Annotated in this window: 14 protein-coding genes and 2 tRNA genes; 11 read left to right on the plus strand and 5 right to left on the minus strand. The window is 65.1% G+C overall.

The features are described from left to right. Position 1: 1 nt before the first annotated feature. Positions 2–1,201 carry a sensor histidine kinase gene (locus H4V95_RS06910; RefSeq protein ID WP_196865851.1) on the minus strand — a complete coding sequence of 400 codons (1,200 nt, stop codon included), beginning with the start codon at positions 1,199–1,201 and terminating at the stop codon, positions 2–4. Positions 1,202–1,347: 146 nt separating this feature from the next. On the opposite strand from H4V95_RS06910, the gene H4V95_RS06915 reads away from it, so the two are divergent. Together H4V95_RS06915 and H4V95_RS06920 are read left to right on the plus strand one after the other, a co-directional pair. Continuing rightward, a complete protein-coding gene (locus H4V95_RS06915) occupies positions 1,348–2,409 on the plus strand; it encodes a 3-isopropylmalate dehydrogenase (protein ID WP_209729530.1) in 1,062 nt (353 codons plus the stop codon). 11 nt (positions 2,410–2,420) lie between these two features. Further along, complete coding sequence (locus tag H4V95_RS06920) at positions 2,421–3,527, plus strand: branched-chain amino acid aminotransferase (RefSeq protein WP_196865853.1); 1,107 nt, start codon at positions 2,421–2,423, stop codon at positions 3,525–3,527. 58 nt (positions 3,528–3,585) lie between these two features. Here H4V95_RS06920 and H4V95_RS06925 read toward each other — a convergent pair whose 3' ends face one another. The 3 genes from H4V95_RS06925 to H4V95_RS06935 all read right to left on the minus strand — a co-directional run bounded on the left by H4V95_RS06925 (position 3,586) and on the right by H4V95_RS06935 (position 7,870). Next, positions 3,586–5,124 (minus strand): bifunctional diguanylate cyclase/phosphodiesterase, encoded by a 1,539-nt coding sequence (locus H4V95_RS06925; protein ID WP_209729532.1) that lies wholly within the window; start codon positions 5,122–5,124, stop codon positions 3,586–3,588. Further along, positions 5,117–5,464, minus strand: coding sequence for an STAS/SEC14 domain-containing protein (locus tag H4V95_RS06930; protein WP_196865855.1), 348 nt, complete (start codon positions 5,462–5,464; stop codon positions 5,117–5,119). The genes H4V95_RS06925 and H4V95_RS06930 overlap by 8 nt, the downstream gene beginning before the upstream one ends. An 81-nt stretch (positions 5,465–5,545) precedes the next feature. Beyond that, positions 5,546–7,870, minus strand: a complete 2,325-nt coding sequence (locus H4V95_RS06935; RefSeq protein WP_196865856.1) for a glycosyltransferase family 2 protein — start codon at positions 7,868–7,870, stop codon at positions 5,546–5,548. Between the two features lie 257 nt (positions 7,871–8,127). Between H4V95_RS06935 and H4V95_RS06940 the strand changes: the two genes are divergently transcribed. Next, positions 8,128–9,693, plus strand: a complete 1,566-nt coding sequence (locus H4V95_RS06940) for a glycosyl hydrolase family 18 (RefSeq protein ID WP_196865857.1) — start codon at positions 8,128–8,130, stop codon at positions 9,691–9,693. Here H4V95_RS06940 and H4V95_RS06945 read toward each other — a convergent pair. Next, a complete protein-coding gene (locus H4V95_RS06945; RefSeq protein WP_209729534.1) occupies positions 9,690–10,736 on the minus strand; it encodes a hypothetical protein in 1,047 nt (348 codons plus the stop codon). The two genes, H4V95_RS06940 and H4V95_RS06945, sit on opposite strands and share 4 nt — an antisense overlap. A 543-nt stretch (positions 10,737–11,279) precedes the next feature. On the opposite strand from H4V95_RS06945, the gene H4V95_RS06950 reads away from it, so the two are divergent. The 8 genes from H4V95_RS06950 to H4V95_RS06985 all read left to right on the plus strand — a co-directional run bounded on the left by H4V95_RS06950 (position 11,280) and on the right by H4V95_RS06985 (position 18,611). Then, positions 11,280–12,053: a fumarylacetoacetate hydrolase family protein gene (locus H4V95_RS06950; protein WP_209729536.1), complete on the plus strand. Its 774-nt coding sequence runs from the start codon at positions 11,280–11,282 to the stop codon at positions 12,051–12,053. A gap of 11 nt (positions 12,054–12,064) precedes the next feature. Next, the gene (locus H4V95_RS06955; protein ID WP_196865860.1) at positions 12,065–12,352 is read left to right on the plus strand and encodes a hypothetical protein; all 288 of its coding nucleotides are present in this window, start codon (positions 12,065–12,067) and stop codon (positions 12,350–12,352) included. Between the two features lie 117 nt (positions 12,353–12,469). After that, the gene (gene gltX / locus H4V95_RS06960) at positions 12,470–13,978 is read left to right on the plus strand and encodes a glutamate--tRNA ligase (RefSeq protein ID WP_209729538.1); all 1,509 of its coding nucleotides are present in this window, start codon (positions 12,470–12,472) and stop codon (positions 13,976–13,978) included. Between the two features lie 2 nt (positions 13,979–13,980). After that, positions 13,981–14,700 (plus strand): HAD family hydrolase, encoded by a 720-nt coding sequence (locus H4V95_RS06965; RefSeq protein ID WP_196865862.1) that lies wholly within the window; start codon positions 13,981–13,983, stop codon positions 14,698–14,700. Positions 14,701–14,771: 71 nt separating this feature from the next. Next, positions 14,772–14,843, plus strand: a tRNA-Gln gene (locus tag H4V95_RS06970). Positions 14,844–14,978: 135 nt separating this feature from the next. Further along, positions 14,979–15,051 (plus strand) — tRNA-Glu (locus tag H4V95_RS06975). Between the two features lie 126 nt (positions 15,052–15,177). Beyond that, positions 15,178–16,971 carry a dynamin family protein gene (locus tag H4V95_RS06980; RefSeq protein ID WP_209729540.1) on the plus strand — a complete coding sequence of 598 codons (1,794 nt, stop codon included), beginning with the start codon at positions 15,178–15,180 and terminating at the stop codon, positions 16,969–16,971. Beyond that, positions 16,968–18,611, plus strand: a complete 1,644-nt coding sequence (locus H4V95_RS06985; RefSeq protein ID WP_209729542.1) for a GTPase — start codon at positions 16,968–16,970, stop codon at positions 18,609–18,611. The genes H4V95_RS06980 and H4V95_RS06985 overlap by 4 nt, the downstream gene beginning before the upstream one ends. Positions 18,612–18,614 lie beyond the last annotated feature (3 nt).

Consider the following 18,614-nt stretch of genomic DNA (forward strand, 5'->3'; position numbering starts at 1 on the left):
GTCAGGCTTCCGTGTAGGGGATGAATGCTGTAATGCGGTACCCGCCGCCGGCTTGCGCTGCGGCGGCCAGGTCCCCATCGTAAAGTCTGAGTCTCTCGCGCATCCCCTTGATGCCCTGCTCCGCCCCGGTGGAGGAGGGGTCGGCACCAGCGCCGCGGCCGTCGTCGTCGATGGTCAGGCTCAGGCCGCGGGGCGTCCATACCAGCTCGACGACGGCGCAGGCGTCCGGGCCAGCATGCTTCAGCACGTTGGTGAGGGATTCCTGCACCACCCGGTAGGCGGTGAGCTCGGCACCGGCGGGAAGCTCCCGGCGGCCGGTGCCCTTGACCGTGTAGCCGGTGCTGAGCCCGGCGTGCTGAACGGTCTCAATCAGCGTGGGGATGTCGGCGAGTACCGGGAGCGGACGGGTGGAGGCTTCCTCATCCCCGCGCAGGACGCCCAGCAGGCGGCGCATTTCGCGCAGCGATGCCCTGCCGGTTTCAGCGATCGTGCCGAGCGTCGCGGGAGCCACCGCGGCGTCGTGGGCGCTCGCGTACCTGGCGCCGTCGGCCTGGGTGATGATGACCGACAGGGAGTGGGCCACGATGTCGTGCATTTCCCGGGCGATGTGGCTGCGTTCGTCAGCGGCTGCGAGATCCCTTTCCTGTTGGCGTTCCACCTCCAGGCGCCGGGTCCGGTCTTCAAGGGCCTGGAGGGTGAGCCGACGGTTGCGGGCCAGGTCGCCAAACGTCCAGCACAACAGGATCAGAGCCTGAACCAGGACAGCGATGACAACGAACAACGGCAGCGAGGCGTCCCGCATCTCGAGCGGACTGATGCCATATTCGCGGCTGTACCTCAGCAGGCCGGCGAAACACCCAACCGAAGCGACCGCAAGCCCGCCAAGACTGGCCCACCGGGGCGCATACGCAGCCAGGGCATACAGGGCAATCAGCACCGCCACCTGGCCGGGTAACGGCCACACATAGAAAATGATTTGTAGGACGGAGACGGTTGCGATCAGTCCCGCAGCGAGAACGGTCCGTGATCGCCGCCAGGCGAGCGGAAGAATCAGCCCGACGGCCGCCAGCAGTTCAAGGGGGCCGACACCCGAGAGGGCCGTGGGGGTCACCAGCAGCAGAAACAGCACCACCATGATCACGAAGTCCACGCGGCCCGGGTGGGCACGCAGCAATCGTGCGAGGCGATGATGGAGGTCCATGAAACCCCACTCTAGGGCCGGAAAGCGGCAGGAACATCAACCCGCGGGTGGAGATCCGGGTCGGATGCAGACCACCCCATGTTGGCGTCGTCTCAAAAAGTGAGACACGTTGTCCATCATGTGGTCTCAATCCATAGCCTGTTCCTATGAGCGAATTCTCTTCACCAATCCAGCTGGCAGTCATCCCCGGGGACGGAATCGGACCGGAGGTCATCGCCGAGGCGGTGAAGGTGCTTCGCAGCGTCACCGCCAACCTTGACACCTCCTTCGCCCTGACCGAATACCAGCTCGGAGCGGAGCACTGGCTGGCCACCGGAGAGACCCTTCCCGAAGAGACCCTCGAAAAGCTCAGGCAGCATGACGCGATCCTCTTCGGGGCCGTCGGCGCAGCTCCGGGAGACACGCGCATCCCCTCGGGGCTGATCGAGCGGGAAATGTTGCTGAAGCTCCGGTTCGCGCTGGACCACTTCGTGAACCTGCGACCCTCCCGGCTGTATCCCGGCATCGCGAGTCCGCTGGCAGCCCCCGGGGACATCGACTTCATTGTGGTCCGCGAAGGCACCGAGGGGCCCTACGTCGGCAACGGCGGATCGCTGCGCACGGGTACTGTCCACGAGATTGCCACCGAGGTTTCCCTGAACACGGCGCACGGTGTGGAGCGGGTGGTTCGTGACGCTTTCCGGCGGGCCAACGACCGGCCGCGCCGGCACCTCACGCTGGTCCACAAACACAATGTACTGGTCTACGCGGGTCACCTCTGGAAGCGGACGGTCGAGGCCGTCGCCGCCGAGTTCCCCGAGGTCACCCACGACTACCTCCATGTGGACGCCGCGATGATCTTCCTGGTCACTGATCCTGCCCGGTTCGACGTCATCGTCACCGATAACCTGTTCGGCGATATCATCACCGACCTCGCCGCGGCGGTCACGGGCGGGATTGGCCTCGCGGCGTCGGGCAACATCAACATGGACCGCACCGCACCCTCCATGTTCGAGCCGGTCCATGGGTCAGCCCCCGACATCGCCGGGAAGCAGGTGGCCGACCCGACGGCTGCCATCCTCTCCGTTGCCTTGCTGCTGCATCACCTTGGGTTCGACGACGCAGCAGCCCGGGTGGAGCGTGCCGTGGACGACGACGTCGCCTCCCGCACCGGTGGGGGCCGGACTACAGCCCAAATCGGCGATGCGATCGCCGCCTTGGTGTCCTAAGCTGGTTAACCATGACAGCCACCGACCTGGAATTTAGCCAGCACCCCTCCGCCAACCCCACCTCCGATCAGGAACGCGCCGAGATTCTCGCCGAGCCAGGGTTCGGAAACCACTTCACTGATCACACCGTTGTGGTCGACTACAAGGCTGACAACACCGGTGCCGGCGGGTGGGGCAACGCCCGCCTCGAAGCCTACGGACCCATCGCGCTCGACCCGGCTGCAGCAGTACTGCACTACGGCCAGGAAATCTTCGAGGGCATGAAGGCCTACCGTCACGAGGACGGCTCGGTGTGGACGTTCCGTGCCGATCAGAACGCCGCCCGCCTGAACCGTTCAGCGGCACGCCTCGCGTTGCCGCAGCTGCCCGAGGCCATTTTCCTGGAGTCTCTCCGCCAGTTGGTGGCCGCGGACCAGAACTGGATCCCCACCCGCGAGGGCGAAAGCCTCTACCTGCGGCCGTTCATGATCGCCACCGAGGCGTTCCTCGGTGTGCGCCCGGCCCGCGAAGTGTCCTTCAGGGTCATCGCATCGCCAGCAGGTAACTACTTCGGTGGGGAACTGGCACCCGTGGACATCTGGGTATCCCGCAACTACGCCCGCGCCGGGCGTGGGGGTACCGGCAACGCAAAATGTGGAGGCAACTATGCCGCTTCCCTCGCCGCGCAGCTGGAGGCCGAGGCACAGGGCTGCAAGCAGGTCCTCTTCCTCGACCAGTTCAACGACAACGCCGTCGAGGAACTCGGCGGAATGAACGTCTTCTTCGTCTTCAAGGACGGGTCACTGGTGACCCCCGCCCTCTCCGGCACCATCCTGGAGGGCGTTACCCGCTCATCGGTGATTCAGCTGGGCAAGGACCGGGGCCTGACAGTCACCGAACGGAAGATCACCCTCGACGAGTGGCGTGACGGGGTGGCCTCCGGCGACATCACCGAGGTATTCGCCTGCGGCACCGCCGCGGTCATTACCCCGATCGGTCAGCTGAAGGATGGCTCCGAGGTCATCGGCGCCCCCGATTCCAAGGCGGGCGAGGTCACCATGTCCATCCGCGAACAGCTGCTCGGCATCCAGACCGGCACCTCGGAGGACACCCACGGTTGGCTGACCCGCCTGGTCTGATCAGGCGTCAACTTTCGATGACCGACGCGCCTGCAGAAATCTGTGGGCGCGCCGGTCTTTAAGAGGCGAGGGGCAGGGTGGCCGCGGAACGCAGCAGGGCCGTGGTTTCCTCGACCGGCAAGGGCCGGCTGAAGTAGTAGCCCTGGCCGCCGATGCAGCCCATCTCCTGCAGCTTCTGCACCTGGTCGTACGTTTCGATGCCTTCGAAGACGGCCTCCAGCCCCGCTGCGCGAATCAGCTGGAGGATTGCAGAAATGAAGTCGAACTGGATGGATCCGGTCGACAGTTCATTGAGTAGGGACCGGTCCACCTTCACCATGCTGACGGGTAGCTTTCGCAGGTAGCTGATGGAGGAGTACCCGGTGCCGAAATCGTCGATCTCGATGCACACGCCCAGCTGCTTCAGGCTCAGCAGCGAATAGGTTTCCACCTCGCCACCGGTCACCAGCGCGGTTTCGGTGATTTCCAGCACCAGCGCCGCCGGCGGGATATCGAACCTTCGCAGGAGTCCACGCACGTAGTCCACCAGGTCCAGCTGCTGCAGTTCCACGGCCGAGAGGTTAAGCCGAAGCTGGAAGTCGTCGTCGAGCTGCAGTTCAGTTCGCCACAGCGAATATTGGCGGATGGCTGCCGCCATTACCCATCGGTCGAGCTCAACCACTGCACCGATCTCCTCGGCCAGTGGGATGAACTCGTCGGGCATGATGAAACCCCGGGTGGGGTGATTCCAGCGGACCAGCACCTCAAGCCCGAGGACCCGCCCGTCGCGCAGGTCCACCACGGGCTGGTAGTTGAGGGAGAGCTGGTTCGTGGAGATGGCGTCCCGGAGCTCGGACGCGATCTGGCTCCGCAGCTGGCGCTGGTACAGCATGACCGGTTCGAAGACCTTGATGGTGCTGCGGCCCTCGCGTTTGGCGGCGTACATGGCGGTATCGGCGTCCAGCAGGATGCTTTCGGCTTCCTGGCGCGGATCGGCCAACCGCACACCGATGCTGGCGCGGGAGAAGACGTGAAGCTCGGCGAGCGTGATCCGGTCTCCCAGGGCGGCGAGCGCCCGGTTGGCGATCCGGAGCGCGATCTCAAGGGTGGCCTCGGGAACCAGGATTGCGAACTCGTCGCCGCCGAGCCGCGCGACGGTATCGGTGTCGCGGACCGCCCCGAGCAGGCGGCGGGCTACCTCCTGGAGCACGCGGTCGCCGGCGTCGTGCCCGAAACTGTCGTTGACGTCCTTGAAGGAATCGAGGTCCAGCAGGATGATGGCGGGCGGGGGAGTGCCCTCTTCCGTTTCCAGCTGTTCCTGAAGTTTGCCCAGTAGTGCGCTCCGGTTGTCCAGACCGGTCAGTGCGTCGGTCATGGCCATCGTCCGCATGTCCAGGTGTGCCTGGTGGAGCATCGCTGTGCGGTTTTCCACCCGCTCTTCGAAGTCGCGGTGGACCAGTTCCAGCTCTTCAGCGAGGAGGTTGAAGCCGGTGATGACGGCGTCGACGTCGTCGCGTGCCGCTGAGGGTTCCATCCGGCTGCTGAGGTCACCGCGGGAGAGCCGGACGATCCCGTCGACCAGCATGGCCAGGCGCGGGTCTGCCTCTTTCCTAGGCATCCGGGCCGCTTCCCAACCAGGCCATTGCCTCGGACTCGGTGGTGAAGAACCGGGTGGGGCACGGCGGCGGTTCGCCACCGAGCAAAAAGTTCGCGATCACGCGGTCCACCGGGGACTCGCCCAGGACGGCGATCGCCGAGGAGGTGCGTGAGGAGGCGAGGACGGCGCGGGCTTCACGGCTGATCGCGCTGACGCCCGAAATTACCAGCAGGACCGGGCGCAGATCGTCTCCAGCCAGGGCCCTCGCCCTCGCCGCGTGTGCCTCAGCAATTTCACCGGTGACCTCCACGCCCTGGGGCATGACCAGCCTGATTACCCAATCCGGCTGATCCTCCCGCACGCGATCATCTTGTGTAGTTATAGCCGACATGGTGCCTTTCACTCCGACTGCGTCTCTGCCCGGTTGTTGGCAAACCCATCCCTACCGCGAGGAGATCCTGCGACGACGGTCGTTGGAGCCCCGGAGATCACGGTTGAGCCGACGGTCACCGTGGTACAGGATCGATGACCAGTCAGCTTCTTCGGGGGTTTTCTCAATCACCCGCGACTTTGCTTCAGGCTTCTTGCGGGGCGGCACGTAGAGCCAGTTTAGGACTCCAAGAACCATGTCCACAATTGAATTGTTAACCCCAATGTAGGCGCGGATTGCCCCCGCCGCCAGTATTGCATTGAATCCTGCGAACGCGGCGTTACCCCAGTTTCCCTGAGAGACATCGCGCCACAGGGTCAGGACCGAGAAGGCGACAATCGCATACGGGATAAAGACGTACAGGGCTGGTGCCGCCGTCCGGTCCTTGACCTTGGGGGTACGCACGAAGGGAATCTTCTCGCCGGTGAAGGCCTGCTGGATGGATTTCAGCACGCCCGCCAGGTTCACCGGTAGCAGCACGATGTTGAACCCGTAGATCCTGAAAATGTCGCTGAACCGGTGTCCGCAGTCCCTCAGGTCGCTTCCCATGGCCAGGAAGTAGGGCAGCGCCGTCAGGAAGACCAGCGGACTCAGGAGCCGGCTGTCATACGGGTACATCAGCAGGAAGAGCAGCCCGAAGCTCGCCCAGGCGATCGAGGCCATGTAGTTGACCCGGAGCAGCACTTCCCGCATCAGGATCCGGTCCCGGCGGTGGCGTCGCTCGGACAGCTGGTTCCACAGCTTCGGCAGGATCAGCAGGCCACCGTTGGCCCACCGGCGGCGCTGCACCACGAGGGATCCGAAGTCAGGGGGAGTGGCGCTGTAGCTGAGCCGCTCGGGATAGTTGACCAGCGTCCACCCGTGGGCTCCGAGGTCCACGCTCGACTCGGTGTCCTCGATGACCGTCCGGTCCTGGATGTAGGTGTGGATCTCGAACCCACCAACATCCTCGACCTCGAGGATGTCCATCAGGGCCTCTTTGCGGATGACCGCGTTGGCGCCCACCCAGAAGGTGGCCCCGTAATAGGACATGCCCTGGTGCAGAATGTGCTGGATGTCGGTCGTGGCTCCGGCCACCCGCTCAATCCGGGTGGGTGCCCCACGGAAGGAGGAGTACGGCGTCTGGGTGACCGCCACCCGTTCATTGCCGGGGGATTCCAGAAGGTAGACCAGGCGAAGGCAGTAGTCGCGGAGCAGGAGCGAATCGGCGTCGAGCGTAAGCAAGTAGGTGGTGTCGGGCACATCGAGGTCCACCTGGGCTGGACCCTCGGCGGGACGCAGGATGGTGCCGTTGGGGGATTCTTCCCGGTGCCAGCGCTTCCCCATCAGGGAAATGTAAGAGTTCAGGTTCATCGCCTTGTTGGCTTCGTGTGACAGGGAAGCGAACATCTTGCGCTCGAACGTTTCCAGCCGCACCGTGAAGATGCGGCAGAGCCGCAGGTACAGCTCGTCCAGGCGGTCCGCGGCCGGTTGTCGGCCCTGGGCGCGGGCCGCGGTGAGGCCCAGCACTGTGAGCCGGAGCTCCCGGGCCAATCCCATCAGCACCAGGTCAACGAAGAACTCGTCCACGTGATCCTCGATGCTTTCCGCGGCGGCCATGTCCTCGAGCCAGGTTGCGGCGGCGACGTATTCGGTGGTGAGCAGTTCCAGCTCGTCGATGCCGTCTTCGATGGGTGCCGTGAGACGTTCGCGGAAGGCGGTGAGGGAGTCGTTGAACCGGGTGGAGGGTTCGAGCAGCTGTGCTTCGATGCCCTCCGTCAGTTCCCGGGTAATCCGGAGCCTCTCGGCTACTGCCGCGTCGGAAGGCGCGGGAGGGTCATCGAGGAGGAGAACCACTTTCAAGTCCGGGAACTCCTGAAGGGCTGCCGACCAGAGGGTGGCACGAACCACCTGGGGCTCCTCGGCGTAGGAGGGCACCAGGACGGTGATGCCGTCTTCATAGTGCGCGAAGTGCCGGTCCAGCTCACCACGGGGTACCCGTTTGTGGTCCCTGAAGCGGTACAGGGCGCCCTGCCGCGCCACCAGATACAGCAGCGCCGAGAAGGTGAGGAACGTGACCACAATGAGGTAGGAGACAGCCTCGAACTGGAACCGGAAACCCGCAGTCGGGTTCTCGATAAGCTGCCGAAGGATCGTGGTGACCACGTAGGAGGCCCAGCCGACCATGGTCGCCACGATAGCCAGCCGGCCAAGAGCAATCTTCCGGCGCGACGGCGTCGGGTGGACAATCGATAGAGGTTCGGAGCGCTTCTCGGCGCCCCATTGCCGCTTGCGGGCCGCCGGGGGTACATCCTTGTTTTTCCGGACGGGCGCTGCAGCCACTTTGTGATTCTTCATCTCGCTCCCCAGCGACTCGATTGCAGGATTAATTCCTGCCTATCCCTGCGCAGCCGGCACGCGCCGTACCACCGTGGGGGATGGATTTTATCTGCGATCACGTCCAACACTGAGACCTGGCACATGACCGTTACAGCGGTTCGATGACGCTGTAACGATAACACTTGCGGTCAAGACTTATAGTGAGTACGTAACATTAAAGTTTAGTGTTCAAGTAACCCTGGCTCAGCAGGGGTGAATATTTCTTGGAGTACACAGTGGCAAGACATTTTCCGGGCCGGAAACTCTCGTTTGTCCGGCTCGTTCTTGTGGTGGGGGTTCTTGCCGCAGTAGTCGGCGCTTCATTTACCGGGTGGAACCGTTTCGAGGACGCCAGGGCAGCGGAAGGCACCGGATCCTGGTTCACCGGGTACGTCGACGCCACCGCTACTCCGTTCTACGCGTTCGAGCGTCCGAGGACCGACGAGGGCAGCAGCGTCATGCTGTCCTTCATCGTCGCGGACCCGGAGAATCCCTGCGAGCCGTCCTGGGGTGCGGCCTACAGCTTTGACGAAGCCGAGTCCACCATGGATCTGGATCGCCGGATCGCCAGGCTCGTTCAGGGCGGTGGCGAGGTGGCTGTGTCCTTTGGAGGTCTCCTCAACGACGAGCTCGCCACGTCCTGCGCTGACGTTGACGACTTGAAGGATGCCTACGCCTCGGTCGTGGAGCGGTACAACCTCACCACCATCGATCTGGACGTCGAGGGCGAGAACCTCCTGGACACCGAGGCCGGCGAGCGCAGGGCCGAGGCCCTGTCGCTGCTGCAGGAAGAGCGGCTGGCAGCTGACGAACCGTTGAACATCTGGCTCACGCTCCCGGTGGCGCCCTCGGGCCTGACCGAGCCGGGCACCACAGCCGTCACGCAGATGCTTGAGGGTGGGGTTGATCTTGCGGGAGTCAACATCATGACCATGGACTTTGGGGGTAGCAAGCCCCAGTCGATGAGCATGTTGGACGCGTCGATCGCCGCAGCAGAGGCCACCCATTCGCAGCTGTCCACTCTTTACAGCCGGGCCAACATGGCGCTTGGTCCGCAGGCGCTCTGGACGAAACTGGGGTTGACCCCGATGGTGGGGCAGAACGACGTCGTCAGCGAGGTCTTCTCCCTGGACGACGCCGCGGGCCTCAACGCCTTCGCCGTCGAGCACGGAGTCGGTCGGATGTCCATGTGGTCACTGAACCGGGATGTCACCTGCAGTGACAACTACGCCGATGTGTCGGTAGTCTCCGTGGGCTGCAGCGGAATTGACCAGAACGGGCTGAGCTTTGCCCAGCTTCTGGGGCAGGGGTTTGAGGGCAGCTCCGAGAGCATCCCGACGGCGTCAGCGACGCCCGAGCCCACCCCCGAGCTGGTCGAGGACAACCCCGAAACCAGCCCGTACCCCATCTGGTCGGAGGACGCCACCTACGTTGCTGAGCAGCGTGTGGTCTGGCATGGCAACGTCTATGTCGCCAAATGGTGGAACGAGGAGGCAACTCCCGACAACCCGGTACTGCAGGCCGACGAGACGCCGTGGACCCTGATCGGGCCGGTGCTGCCGGGCGAGAAACCAGTCAGCGCGCCCACCATTCCCGCTGGAGTCATCGACGAGTGGGATCCCGAAGAGGTCTACGAGAGCGGCGACCGGATCCGGCTCGATGACCACGTGTTCGTCGCCAAATGGTGGAGCCAGGGGGACAGCCCCGAGGCCGCACTTCAGGGATCGGCCGGATCGCCGTGGAACCGGCTCAGCAACGACGACGTCGTCAAACTCCTTGAGGATCTGGAGAACGACGACTAGGAAGCATCTTCCTCGGGCTGTGTTAGCGAGTCGATAAGGACGGCCACATGCTCAGCACGGTCGTGCGCTCCAGCTTGAACGAAAAGGATCCTGGACGTATCAAGGTAGTTCAGTGCTTCGATGTCGTCCCCTCGGCCCGCTAGTGCCCGCCCCAGGAGAAGATTCGCTTCACCAGCGGTTTGCGAGGCGAGAATCGTTCCCTCAGCGCAGATAGGCCTGAGCCGTTTCACCGCGGCGTTGAGCTGGCCGGTGAGGACCAGCCAGTGGGCGCGGGTCAGTGAAAGCTCCAGCTGGTCGCGCTCGTTGCCTCCGACAATCGAACTCGCGGTCTCTGCTCGTTCGATGCACTCGAGGGTCTCGGCGTCGACAACACCTGCGGCCAGCCGGAGCGCCGCTGATGCACGGTTGAACCGGGCCCATAAATCCAGATCATTGTTGGGCGACAGATTGCGCGCCGCAAGGGAATGGAATCTGGTTCCATCAGCTACCTCATGACGCATGAAGGCAACGTTTCCTATTGCCCAGTACGCTTTACCGGCGGCCTGTGTGTGAACCTCGGGCGTGATGAAGGTCGAAAGGACGAGGCACTCATCCCAGGCTTCGTCTAATTTGTCGCTGTCTGCCAGGGCCGCAATGAGAGCAAGTTGTCCGCTGATATTCAGGTCAGTGGGGCTTCCATCGGTATTCGCGATTTTCACCGCAGCCGAAGCTTCTTCGACGGCGTCGCGGAGCTGACCAAGTCCATGAAGTCCTACGGATAGCAGTGTCCGAACGCGTGCAGCGAGTGCAGGAGAGTGCTTGGTCAAGGGGTGAACTTTCAGAGAATGAGCAAGCTTGACCGATTCCTCGACCAAGCCTTCCTCCCGCAGGCACTCAGCTTGCAGAAAAGTCATATTCCACCACGCGGCGTCGTTCTCTTCAGCAAGCGCGAGCTCAACTGCCTGCCCAGAAATTATTCGTCCCTGGGTGTAGTCGCGTTGGCTCCATGCCTCCCTTGCCCGCAGCTCAAACAGTAGCTGGTCACCGGGCTGATTTGTTGCCATGGGTGGTAGCCCTTTCATGCAGATGGATGTGGACCTCGGGCAGTGCTCGCCAGGTTCTGCCAATTATCTACAGAAACCAGCACCTAGTACAGGGGGTCTTCGCACAGGGGTTCCTGAATGTTCATTCTTCCTACCGTATGGTTTTTCCAGTTTAGTTCGTATACTAATCGAACTCGTGAGGTTCGGTTCCTCACGTTTATCAAGCGATCAAAGGACTCTCGTAATGAAAAAAATAGCTGCCTCTATGCTGCTCGCTGCAGTATTCGCAATCGGTGGGGTTACCACCGCCACCGCGGCCGACGCGTCAATCGGGTTTCAAAGCCCGACCGTTGACCGAATCCTCAAAATGGGTAACTGGCCACACTAGTCACTAACCAATCTCATTCAGCACTTATTCGTGCTGAATGTTTGCTGATGGTCGTGAACTTGCCCGCTGGGGACAGGTTCACGACCATCTGCATGTTCGGGACCAAATAGATCGCCCAATTACCGGATCCTTCGAAATTACCGCGTAAGTTCGCAGGTCACGGTAACCTGAGGATCATGCGTATAGCTCGATTTGTCGTTGACAGTGACCCAGCATTCGGAGTGGTAGAGGGCGAGGAAGGCCAGGAAGAGATAGCCGTTATGGCTGGCGACCCCTTCTACTCAGGGGTGCAATTGACCGGTGTCCGCCATCAGCTAGCCGATGTCAGGCTGCTCGCGCCGGTCATTCCCCGGAGTAAGGTCGTCGGTATCGGGCGGAACTACGCCGAGCATGCCAAGGAACTTGGCAATGAGGTGCCTCCGGCACCACTGATGTTCTTCAAGCCCAACACTTCAGTCATCGGTCCTGGCGATCCGATTGTTCTTCCCGCGTTCTCCGACGAGATTTCCTTTGAGTCCGAGCTCGCCGTCGTCATCGGCCGGATCTGCAAGGACGTTCCGCTGGACCGCGTGGACGAGGTGGTCTTCGGCTACACCTGCGCGAATGACCTCACCGCCAGGGACGCCCAAAAAACCGATAACCAGTGGGCCCGGGCCAAAGGATTCGATACCTCCTGCCCCGTGGGGCCGTGGATCGAAACGGAGCTCGACACCGAGAATCTCAGCGTCAAGGGCCGGCTGGATGATGAATTGAAGCAGGACGGGTCCACCAGCCAGATGATTTGGGGAGTGAGGGAACTCGTCTCGTACGTGTCGCAGGCGTTCACGCTGCTTCCGGGAGACCTCATCCTCACCGGCACGCCGGCCGGCGTTGGGCTGATCAGCGAGGGCCAACGCTACGAAGTGGAAATTGAAGGCATCGGGCGGCTGTCCAACCCTGCGCGCCGCTAATCATGCGCAGGGTGCCCAGCGGACCGGTACGAAAGGGCAACCCGGGCGCTGAACGACGACGGCTCGGCCGGTTGATTGCCATTGCTGCGGTTGCGCTGCCGCTGGTGCTGGCACGGGCCGCCTCCCTGGGTGGGGCCGACCAGCTCTGGGTGTCACTTCTCGCGGCGCTGGGCTTTGGCGCTGCGGCGGTGCTGCCGGTGCGCTACTTCCGCCCGAAGACCGCCCTCGTGGCGCAGCTTGCCGTCGGAGTGGTGGTCGCGGGGCTGATTTTCGGCGCCTGGTGGCACTTCGCCGGGTAGCTCCGCTCGTCTGCCTCTGCTGCGGGTCGGGGACCAAAGCCCCGTAGCGTCTCCGGGGCTCCCAAGCCCTCGCTTCGCTCGGGGTCGGGGCCCTCGCCCCGTAGACTTGGGGCCATCATGACTATTTCTGCTGAGATACCCCTTGTCACCGCCGAGACCCCCGTCCGGGTGAGGTTCTGTCCCTCTCCCACCGGGACGCCGCACGTCGGCCTGATCCGGACCGCCCTGTTCAACTGGGCCTATGCGCGCCACACCGGCGGCACCATGGTCTTCAGGATCGAGGACACCGACGCGGCCCGCGACAGCGAGGAAAGCTATCGCCAGCTGCTCGATGCCCTCATCTGGCTCGGCATCGGCTGGGACGAGGGAGTGGAAGTGGGAGGCCCCCACGCGCCCTACCGCCAGTCGCAGCGCGGAGAGCTCTACCAGGACGTCATCGCGAAGCTCCGCGCTGCCGGCCACCTCTACGAGTCGTTTTCCACCCCCGAGGAGGTCGAGGAGCGTCACCGTGCCGCCGGCCGGGACATCAAACTGGGGTACGACAACCACGACCGGGACCTCACCGAGGACCAGCGGGAGACCTTCCGCAGCGAGGGACGCGCGGCAGTGCTGCGGCTCCGGATGCCCGACGACGACATCACCTTCACCGACCTGGTGCGCGGCGAGATCACCTTCCGGGCCGGGAGCATTCCCGACTTCGCGGTGGTCCGCGCCAACGGCGCACCGCTCTACACGCTGGTCAACCCGGTCGACGACGCCCTGATGGGGATCACCCACGTGCTCCGCGGTGAGGACCTGTTGTCCTCCACGCCGCGCCAGATCGCGCTCTACCGGGCACTGATCGACATTGGGGTGGCCAGGTACATGCCACTGTTCGGCCACCTGCCCTACGTGATGGGCCAGGGAAACAAGAAGCTCTCCAAGCGTGATCCGGAGTCCAACCTCTTCCTCCACCGGGAACGCGGGTTCGTCCCCGAGGGCCTCCTCAATTACCTGTCGCTGCTGGGCTGGAGCCTTTCAGCCGACGAAGACATCTTCACCGTGGACACCCTCGTGGAGAAATTCGACATCCACGATGTGCTGGGCAACCCGGCCCGTTTCGACCTGAAAAAGGCCGAGGCAATCAACGGCACGCACGTGCGGTTGCTCGAGCCGGAGGACTTCCGCGAGCGGGTCATTCCCTACCTGCAGAGCGCAGGCCTGGTGGGAACCAGCCTGAGCGAGCGTGAAGCGCAGATCCTCACCGAGGCCGCTCCGCTGATCCAGGAGCGCATCACGCTGCTCGGTGAAGCCCCCGATATGCTCGGGTTCCTGTTCACCGACGACGCCGGCATCGAGATCGCCGACGACGCCCGGAAAGGTCTGCCCGCCAACCTCGGCGAGGTCCTCGACGCCGCGCACGCAGCCTTGCTGCCGATCGCCGAGTGGACCACCGAGAACATCCAGGACGCCCTCCGCAAAGCACTCGTCGAGGACCTGGGAATGAAACCCCGCCTTGCATTCGGCCCCGTCCGCACCGCCGTCTCAGGGAAGAGGATCTCCCCACCCTTGTTCGAGTCGATGGTGATTCTGGGGAAGGAGTCCTCGCTGGCGAGGATCAGCGCTTTCCGCAGCACGGCCAGCTGACCGTGGGTGCGCTACCGGAAATCGCCGGGGTCCTGTTCGACATCGACGACACCCTGGTTGACCTGGAGACAGCGATGGGCCGGACCCTGCATCATGTGGGCGCCGATACCCTGGCGCACCTCAGCGAAGCCGACTGGACCGAGTACAAGCGGTTGTACGTTCATGATCCGCTGGGTTCCTATGACCGGTTCCTGGCGGGGGAGCTGACGTTCACCGAGCAAAGGCTGCACCGGGCCGGACACGCCCAGGCCGCCTTCGTCGAGGAACCGCTTGAGGGTGAGGCCGCCCACCGTTGGAACACGGCCTACGAGGCGACCCTGCCGTTGCATTTCGCGCCGTACGACGACGTCGTGCCCCTGCTCGACGCGCTCGATGCCGCAGGGGTGCCCTACGGGGCCGTGAGCAACAATGTGCATGATTATCAGCGTGCCAAACTCGACCGCTCAGGACTCTCCCGGTTTGGCGTGCTCGTCGGAATCGACACGGTCTCAGCGGCGAAACCGGACCCCGCCATCTACCGTGAGGGCGCGCGGCTGCTCGGCACCGATCCGGCGTGCACCCTCTATGTGGGGGACAACCGAATCATCGATGCCGAGGGTGCCGACGCAGCCGGACTGATCGGGGTGTGGCTGGATCGACGCAACGCCGGACCGGCGGACTTCCGGGGCCATCGGATCACCTCCCTGGCGGGCGTTTTGCAGTTCCTGCCGAATGTCCGGTAAAGTGATCTCTCGGCGCAGAGCGGTTTGAAGCGGCCCGGAAGCTCTTTACAGAGCGCTTCGGGATGTGCCATTGGGGTATGGTGTAATTGGCAACACACTGGTTTCTGGTACCAACATTCTAGGTTCGAGTCCTGGTACCCCAGCGTTAGATGCAGCCTTGATCAGGCGGTTTGGTTGAAGGACTTCGGTCCGGATGTGAGCCGACAGATTTGGTAGCAACTAGCAGATGTGAAACAATTATCTAGCTCGTTTGGTCCAACCAGACAGCACACAGTACTGGCCCCATCGTATAGCGGCCTAGTACGCTGCCCTCTCACGGCGGTAACGCGGGTTCGAATCCCGCTGGGGTCACAACTGCCCCCGGAACCTTTCGGTTCCGGGGGCTTTTTCTTGCCCTCAACCAGTCCACCACCGGCATTTCCTGCCGCGGCGGCACCCTTCCGGCCGGGATCCGGGGGTGTACGGCACAATGGGGTGGTGACTGACACCCTTCCCACCGCCGGCGCGCAGCCGTTGCTCGCGACGCTGCACCACACCGGCGAAGCCCTGCGGGCCTTGACCTTCCCCCTGGCGGTGCATGGCGCCGAGGGCGCCCGAAGCAACGCCGCCACGGCCGCAGCCCAACTCGATGACTACGTGGTTCCCCGCGTCCGTAGCCTGGATGCGCCGCTGCTCGCCGTCGTCGGCGGATCCACCGGGGCCGGGAAGTCGACTCTGGTCAATGCGATTGTCGGGCACCCCGTGACCCGGTCGGGTGCCATCCGCCCCACCACCCGGCAACCGGTCCTGCTGCATCATCCCGCCGACGACCGGTGGTTCTCCGACCAACGGATCCTCCCCACCCTCAGCCGGGTACGCGCCGCCGACCCCGGCAGCCCGGTCCCCGCGGTGGACGCTTCTCACACCGCGGAGCCTGGTGCGGGCACGCTGTTGCTGCGCCCCGACCCGATGATTCCCCTGGGCCTCGCCCTGCTTGATGCCCCCGACCTTGACTCGATCGCCGACGAGAACCGTCGCCTGTCCAACCAACTCCTCGCCGCCGCCGATCTCTGGGTCTTTGTCACAACAGCCAACCGGTACGCGGATGCGGTGCCCTGGAAACTCCTCGCGGACGCTGCGGCCCGGGACATCCTGCTCGCCGTCGTGCTGGACCGGGTTCCACCGGGCGTAGAGGAGGAGATCCGCGGGGACCTGCACACGCTGCTCGCCGCCGCCGAGCTGGGCCATGCGCCAATCTTCACCGTCCCCGAACTGCCGTTGGACCCGCAGGGGATGCTCCCCGCGGACACGGTGGACCCCATCCGGCGCTGGCTGCAGGCGCTGGCCGCCGACGCCGCCGGGCGGCAGGAAATCGCCCGTCGCACCCTGTACGGGGCGGTGAAGTCCCTGGCCGGACGGGTGCATGCCGCAGCCGACGCGCAGGATGATCAGCTGGCGGAGCAGCGGCGCCTCCAGGCAATGGCGACTGGGGCCTACGACGACGCTCTCACCGGCATCCTCGATTCCACGCAGGACGGCACCCTGCTCCGCGGCGAGGTCCTCGCCCGCTGGCAGGACTTCGTGGGGACGGGGGAGTTCATGAGGGGCCTCGAATCCCGGGTGGGCCGGGCCCGCGATGCCCTTGGTTCGTTCTTCACCGGCCGCCCCACCCGGGCAGTCACGGTGGAGTCGGCCATCGAAACCGGTCTGCATGCCGTCATCGTGGAACAGGCGGCGCAGGCGGCCGAGAAAGCCGAGCGCGCCTGGCGGGACGCGGACGCCGGCCGGGACCTGCTGGCCGGGCTGCCGCCGCGTGAGGGCGACTTCTCCGCTGAGGTGGCCCGGGAAATCCGGGCCTGGCAGAAGGACCTCCTCGACCTGGTGAGTGCCGAGGGTGCCAACAAGCGGTTCACCGCCCGGATGCTGTCCTTCGGGGTGAACGGCGTGGCGGTGGCCCTGATGGTCGTGGTGTTCGCATCCACCGCTGGCCTCAGTGGACTGGAGATCGGTGTCGCCGGCGGGTCCGCCGTCGTCGGGCAGAAGCTGCTCGAAGCGGTATTCGGAGAAGACGCGGTGCGGCGGCTGGCCAAAACGGCACGCGATAATCTGCGGCGCCGGTGTGTTGCACTCCTCCTCGCGGAGCAGCAGCGATACCTGGTTTTGTTGGAGCCGCTCACCCGGCAACCCGAGCCGGCAAGCCTGCGCACCCTTGCCAGCGAACTGGTGTCGCATCGGGCCGAACAGGACCACGCCGACGACGGCGCCCCCGCCGCAGGCCGGCAGGAGCGGTGAGCCGGCATCAGGGCAAGGCCGCCGATTCGGCCGTGCAGAACCAGCTCGTCGCCCTGGCCACCGCCCATGACCTGGCGTCCGGCCGCCTCCCCGACGAGGAGCTGCAGGCCGCCCACGACGTGCTCGACCGGGCCAGCACCCGCCGGTCCCTGTCCGCCGCCCACACGGTGGTGGGCATCTTCGGTCCTACCGGCAGCGGTAAATCCTCGCTGCTGAATGCGCTTACCGGCACCGGGGTAGCGCGGGTCGCGGCCCGCCGCCCCACCACTTCCGAGCCGCTGGCGGTGCTCTGGAAGACCGAGGGCAGCGGGCCGCTGCTCGACTGGCTCCAGGTGGACCAGCGCCACGAACTGCCCGCCCACTCGCGGCTGGCCGCCGAGGGACGCACCTCCCAGGACGCCCTCGGCGGGCTAATCCTGCTGGATCTCCCGGACTTCGACTCGACGGCAGCCAGCCACCGCGCCGTCGTGGAGCGGCTGGCGGGGCAGGTCGATGTCCTGCTCTGGGTGGTCGACCCCCAGAAGTACGCCGACGCCGCCCTTCACCACGGCTTCCTCCAACGGATGTCTGCCCACGGCGCCGTCACCCTGGTGGCGCTCAACCAGATCGACCGGCTGGTGGGGGACGAACCCGCCCAGGTGGCAGCGTCGCTGCGTGGCATCCTGGCCAGCGACGGTCTCGGGTCGGTGGCGGTGCATCAGGTGTCGGCTGCGACCGGTGCCGGGCTGGACGGGCTGGTGAAGGACATCGGGGCGATCGTCAAGCGCCAGAGCGCCGTGACGGCGCGGCTGACCGCCGACGTCGCGGCGGCCGCTGCCCACCTCGCCGGGCATGCCGGGTCAACCGATGCCACCCCGCCCGCCAAGGCCGACCGGTCGCGGCTGGTGGACCGATTGGCCGGGGCAGCGGGCACCGAGACGGTGGTCGCCGCGGTGGTCGGGTCCTATCGGCGGGACGCCCACGCGGCCACCGGCTGGCCGGTGACCCGCTGGCTCGGGAAGCTCCGACCCGATCCGCTCCGTCGCCTGAACCTGCGCCGCCCCGACGTCGACGCCGCGGTCAACCGGACGTCGCTGCCCACCCCCGGGCCGGCACAACGTGCCGCCATGGACGGTGCCCTGCGGGAGTATGCCGACGCGGCCGCCACGTCGGTAGAGGGTCCATGGCGGGAGCAGCTCCGCAGCACCGCCCAGGCCACCGGGGGCCCGCTGGCTGACGGTCTCGACCAGGCCATCGCCCGGACGGACCTGCGGTGGGGCCGCCGGTCGTGGTGGTGGCCAGTGGTGGGAGTTCTCCAATGGCTCCTGTTCGCTGCCGCGGTGGCTGGCCTGGCCTGGTTGGGAGTACTCGCGGCGCTGGGCTTCCTGCAGATCCCGGCACCGGCGACCCCGCTCATCGAGGGGTTCCCGCTCCCCACCCTGCTGGCACTCGGGGGAGCGGTCCTCGGCATTGCTGTGTCGATCCTCGCCGCGCTTGCCGCACGGATCTCGGCCGGATCGCGGGGCCGCCGCGCCCGACGACGCCTGCACGCGGCGGTCGCCGAGGTTGCGATGCGCGACGTCGTCGCGCCCGTTGATGCGGAGATCGACCGGTACAACGGGTTCAGGAAAGCCATCAAGGCAGCGCGTGGGGGTAGCTAGGCA

Origin of the sequence: Arthrobacter sp. CAN_C5 (genome assembly GCF_017875735.1) — a bacterium.
Lineage (GTDB): Bacteria > Actinomycetota > Actinomycetes > Actinomycetales > Micrococcaceae > Arthrobacter_D.

Bases quoted from the DNA above. Each gene is read 5' to 3' on its own strand.
- H4V95_RS06910 (WP_196865851.1), bottom strand. From the start codon at position 1,201: ATGGACCTCCATCATCGCCTCGCACGATTGCTGCGTGCCCACCCGGGC.
- H4V95_RS06915 (WP_209729530.1), top strand. From the start codon at position 1,348: ATGAGCGAATTCTCTTCACCAATCCAGCTGGCAGTCATCCCCGGGGAC.
- H4V95_RS06920 (WP_196865853.1), top strand. From the start codon at position 2,421: ATGACAGCCACCGACCTGGAATTTAGCCAGCACCCCTCCGCCAACCCC.
- H4V95_RS06925 (WP_209729532.1), bottom strand. From the start codon at position 5,124: ATGCCTAGGAAAGAGGCAGACCCGCGCCTGGCCATGCTGGTCGACGGG.
- H4V95_RS06935 (WP_196865856.1), bottom strand. From the start codon at position 7,870: ATGAAGAATCACAAAGTGGCTGCAGCGCCCGTCCGGAAAAACAAGGAT.
- H4V95_RS06945 (WP_209729534.1), bottom strand. From the start codon at position 10,736: ATGGCAACAAATCAGCCCGGTGACCAGCTACTGTTTGAGCTGCGGGCA.
- H4V95_RS06950 (WP_209729536.1), top strand. From the start codon at position 11,280: ATGCGTATAGCTCGATTTGTCGTTGACAGTGACCCAGCATTCGGAGTG.
- gltX (WP_209729538.1), top strand. From the start codon at position 12,470: ATGACTATTTCTGCTGAGATACCCCTTGTCACCGCCGAGACCCCCGTC.